The sequence below is a fragment of the Streptomyces pseudogriseolus genome (assembly GCA_002154585.1).
GTDB lineage: Bacteria > Actinomycetota > Actinomycetes > Streptomycetales > Streptomycetaceae > Streptomyces > Streptomyces pseudogriseolus.
In genome coordinates this window covers 1-4,162 of record MUNG01000308.1, presented here as the reverse complement: position 1 = coordinate 4,162, position 4,162 = coordinate 1, and the positions used below count along the sequence as shown (strand labels likewise).

The window sequence follows — 4,162 nt, the reverse complement described above, 5'->3', positions numbered from 1 at the left end:
GGAACCCGCGCCCGCGCCCGCGAAGGTGCCCGCGCAGAAGACGGCCGCGAAGAAGGCCCCGGCCAAGAAGGCGGCCGCCAAGCCGCCCAAGGAGAAGACGCCGGAGGAACTGGAGCTCGATGAGCTCGCCCAGACCGCCGCAGATGCGTGGTGGGAGGAGGCGAAGAAGATGGTCGCCAACAACGACATGGGCCCGCTCCTGGGCACACCCAAGACCAAGAGCGGCAAGTTCCTGAACCTGCGCACCCGCATCCGGGCAGCGTTCGCCGCCGGGTACGACAAGCGCGAGATCTGGCGCGCCCTGCACGACCTGCGCCAGTGGTCCCCGCCGGAGTGGCAGTTCGACAAGGCCCTCCAGAAGGTGCGCGGCGTGCGCGCACCCCGCACCAACGGGCCGACGCCGCTGTTCCGCAACGGCCAGTGGCAGCAGGACACCCCGCAGGCTGAGGGAGCACAGCACGCTCCCGCCGTCCCCGACGTCAGCGAATTCGGCCTCCAGGCCCTATGACCCGGCACGAGCCGACCGAAGAAAGGAGGGCCGAAGACGTGTCCCTTGCCGTACCCGCTGCCCGCGCATCGGATGTCTCCGACATGCGCGGACTCACTCGCGCCGACGGACCGATCGGCGCAGTGACGAGAATCCTCCGCAACCGCGGCCTCGACCCGTCGAACGCCTTCCAGACGGAAGACCGTCCCGACGACACCGAGGCGTACCAGCACGAGGTGTACCGGCAGGCGTGGATCAACTCCCTGCGCCTGTCCGGCCACGACGACTACGCGCGGTTCACGCTCGACACACTGGACGCCGAGCAGTGCCCCGACGTGATGCGCGCGTTCGTCGGGCAACTCGCCGCAGCCCAGCGGCACAACCGCCAGCAGGCGAAACTACCGGAGCATGAGCGGCGCATCCTGCGCCCGGAAGTCCGGCACCTCATCGCGCACGGCACCACCGGCTCGGGCAAGACGGTCGCCGCGGCGGCCGCCGGCGCCTTCGCCGTCCAGTGCGGGCTGATGGCCCGGTTCGTCTCGCACTCGAAGTATCTGGACTGGCTGCGCCCCGACCGTGCACCGTCCGGCCTGACGCAGACGCAGGTCATCGAGCGGTACGAGCGGTGCGACCTGCTGATCCTGGACGACCTATGCAACGAGCTCGACGGGTACGCCACGAACCACGTCCGCACCCACACGTCCAACCTGATCACGGCCCGGCTCAACTCCGGGCGGGCGACGCTCTTCACCACCAACCTCGATTTCGCTCAGGTAGCCGAAGTGCTCGGCGACCGGCTGGCGTCCCGCATCGGCGGGCAGGCCAAGCCGGTGAAGATGGCGGGCAACGACCGCCGCAAGCCCATAACGTGGTGAACAGGGGCATTCAACACCACTGAACGAAAGGGTTCATGACGCGAGGCCACGGGTGATCTAGGCTGTCCGATTGATCAGGTGCTCACGAGCGAGGGCGCCTGTAGGACGCTCAGGAGGACTCCCGTGGCCCTTGCCAGTCCGAGCTCGGCGCCGCCGCGCGCCCGCAGTCTCGCCAGCATGAGTGAAAAGGAACTACGTTCCGCTGAGCGCACGCTCTCGGCCGGAACGTGGACCATCACCTTCGGCGCGCTGCTCTACAGCGTGCTCACCGTCACCCCGCTGGTCAGGCGCGTCACCCCCGACCCGTGGGACTGGACCGCGCCCATCCTGCCCATCGTCGTGGACTCCGCGGTCGTCATTGTGGTCCGACTCGACTCCATCATCAGCCGACTCGGCGGCACCGGCGGCGCCTGGCCGGCACTGCTGCGCTGGATGACCGGCTTCATGACGCTCGCACTGAACGTCGCCGACTCCGCGCTGCACCACGACATGGTCGGCGTCGCCGTCCACTCGGTCGCGCCGCTGCTGCTCATCGTCACCGCCGAGACCTCCCTCGCCTACCGGCGCGCCATCACCAAGGCGCTGGACGACCTCGCCAGCGCGCAGGCCGCCGCCGCGGAGAAGGCGCGCAAGGAGCGGGAGGCGGCCGCCGAGCGGGCGCGTAAGGAGCGGGAGGAAGCCAGCGAGAGGGAGCGCCAGGAACGCGAGCAGGAGCGGCAGCGGCGCGAGGCCGCCGAGAGGGAAGAACGCGAACGCCAGGAGCGTCTGGAGCGTGAGCGGCTTGACCGCGAGGAGCGGCAGGCCCGCGAGCAGCGCGAGCACGAGGCGCGCCTGGAGCAGGAGCGCCTCGACCGCGAGGAGCGGCAGCGCGAGCGTGAGCGGCAGCACCTGCTGCGCCTGGAGCAGGAGCGAGCCGAGCGGGAGGCCGCCGAGCGTCGGGAGAAGGAGGACCAGGAGCGCGAGCGGCGCGAGGCTCTGGCGCGCGCGGCCGCCGCGCGGGTGCCGGCCGCTGTCCCGGCCCGGAGCGCGGCGCCCCGGAAGGCGACCGCGACCGTGCGGGACGTCGAGGTGGACGAGTTCCCCGGCATGAGCGCGGACGAGAAGGAAGAGGAGCTGTACCGGATCTACCGGCAGGCGCGGGACGAGAGCACCTACGCCAACTTCCTGGACGACCCGCGGTTCCGGCAGGGCGGTGACCTGAACGGCTCGCAGCTCGGCATCCGGCTCGGCCGCACCGCCGCGGCGGGCCGCACCAACGTGAAGCCCAAGTTCGAGAAGCGCTACGCCGACGAGCTGGCGGCGCGGATGGCGGGGGAGGTGGCCGGTGCCGAGCGGGAGCTCGTACCGGCAGGCTGACCTCCACAACAGCGTGCGGCGGGCGTCCGGGAGAACCGGGCGCCCGCCGCTTGTTTGTACCGCGGTCCGCTGGCCGGCTGGCTGCCACAGCCCCACGTAGCTGCCAGAGTGGTAAACTGTAAACCAGCGCAATGGCGGGGACGTTAGGCCCCACGGTTGCGCAGCATGCCCCGGCACGAGCGAGCCGGGGCGCCACGCTCCGAAGAACAACCAGGAGGTCGGTCGCCCATGGCCGCGGACACCGCCGAACAGGCGCCTGCAGAGGACACCCCGCCCCGCGATCCCGAAAACTTGCCGATCTGGGATCTCACCGTCGACCAGGCCATGGTGATGGTCATGAGGGAGATCGGCGCCGTCGGCAAGAACGGCACGAACAAGGAGTTCGGCTACGCCTACCGGCAGCAGGAGGACCTGGTCGCCGCGGCGCGAGGGCCGATGGCCAAGTGGGGCGTCCGCATGCTGCCCCGCGTCATCGACCAGAAGCACTTTCAGCGGGGCAAGAGCAACGTCGCCATCCTGACCATCGAGTACGTCGTGCGCGGCCCGGCCGGCGACGTGATGGAGCCGAGCATCATCGTCGTGGGCGAGGGCGCCGACGTCTCCGACAAGGGCTCGAACAAGGCCATGACGGCGGGCAAGAAGTACGCGCTCGTGCAGGCCTTCGAGATCGCCGAGAGCAGCATTGACGACGGCGACCAGACCAGCCCGGACACCGAGGCCTCGCCGCTCGACTGGTACGTCAATCAGCTCCGCCGCGAAGACGTCTGGTACAACCGCGCCGCCCTCGGACGCATCCGTCAGCGGGTCCTGGAATACGGGCACGGCGGCCTGCCCATGCCGGACGACTCGGGACTGACGCTCCTGCAGACGATTGAAGAGCGCGGGGCCGTGCTCCTGGCAGTGCAGGCCGAGCGGGAGGGCCGCGTCAGCGAGGAGCGTGAGGCCCGCGATGCGCAGATGCGCGCCGAGCACCCCGAATACCACCGCGCTTCGCCCGACGATGAGGTCTGGCAGCATCGGCCGCCGTCCACGCCTGCCCCGCAGGCTTCCGGGCACCAGCAGCCGCCGACGCCGGACCCCATCGAGGTCGAGCGGCGCCTCGCCGAGGCGGCATCGGACCCGCAGACCGCGGTGAAGCGCCTGAACGAGCTCCGCAAGCACTACACGCCCGCGGTGCTCAAGAGCGTCCAGGTGCAGACGCAATGGGGGCAGGTCGACGGCAACTCGGCCATCACCTTCGCACTCAAGGAGATCGCCCAGCGTCCGCCGGCCCCCGCCGTTCCCGTACCCGCGGAGCAGCACGAGCACCAGCGCGCCGCCGAGCCTGCCGCCCCGAGCGCGCCCCCGGCACAGCCGCAGCCCGCGCCCCCGGCGGCACAGCCGGAGCCGCAGCCCGAGCCGGAGACCCCCTCCCCGGCCGCCCAGCCCGAACCCCCGGCGCAGT

4 protein-coding genes are annotated in these 4,162 nt (G+C 71.0%); all 4 read left to right on the top strand.

Translation table 11 applies throughout. From position 1 onward, the window contains the following. On the top strand, positions 1-508 hold a 508-nt coding region (locus CCN29_RS36205), incomplete at its 5' end, for a hypothetical protein (RefSeq protein ID WP_442538480.1). Positions 509-630: 122 nt separating this feature from the next. Next, positions 631-1,362 carry an ATP-binding protein gene (locus CCN29_RS24855; RefSeq protein WP_442538479.1) on the top strand — a complete coding sequence of 244 codons (732 nt, stop codon included), beginning with the start codon at positions 631-633 and terminating at the stop codon, positions 1,360-1,362. A 177-nt stretch (positions 1,363-1,539) separates the two neighbouring features. After that, complete coding sequence (locus tag CCN29_RS24850; RefSeq protein ID WP_086684568.1) at positions 1,540-2,718, top strand: DUF2637 domain-containing protein; 1,179 nt, start codon at positions 1,540-1,542, stop codon at positions 2,716-2,718. Between the two features lie 228 nt (positions 2,719-2,946). Beyond that, the coding region (locus CCN29_RS24845) for an ERF family protein (RefSeq protein WP_442538478.1) at positions 2,947-4,162 on the top strand (1,216 nt) is incomplete at its 3' end.

Coding starts and splice junctions, on each gene's coding strand:
- CCN29_RS24850 (WP_086684568.1), top strand. CDS start 1,540: ATGAGTGAAAAGGAACTACGTTCCGCTGAGCGCACGCTCTCGGCCGGA.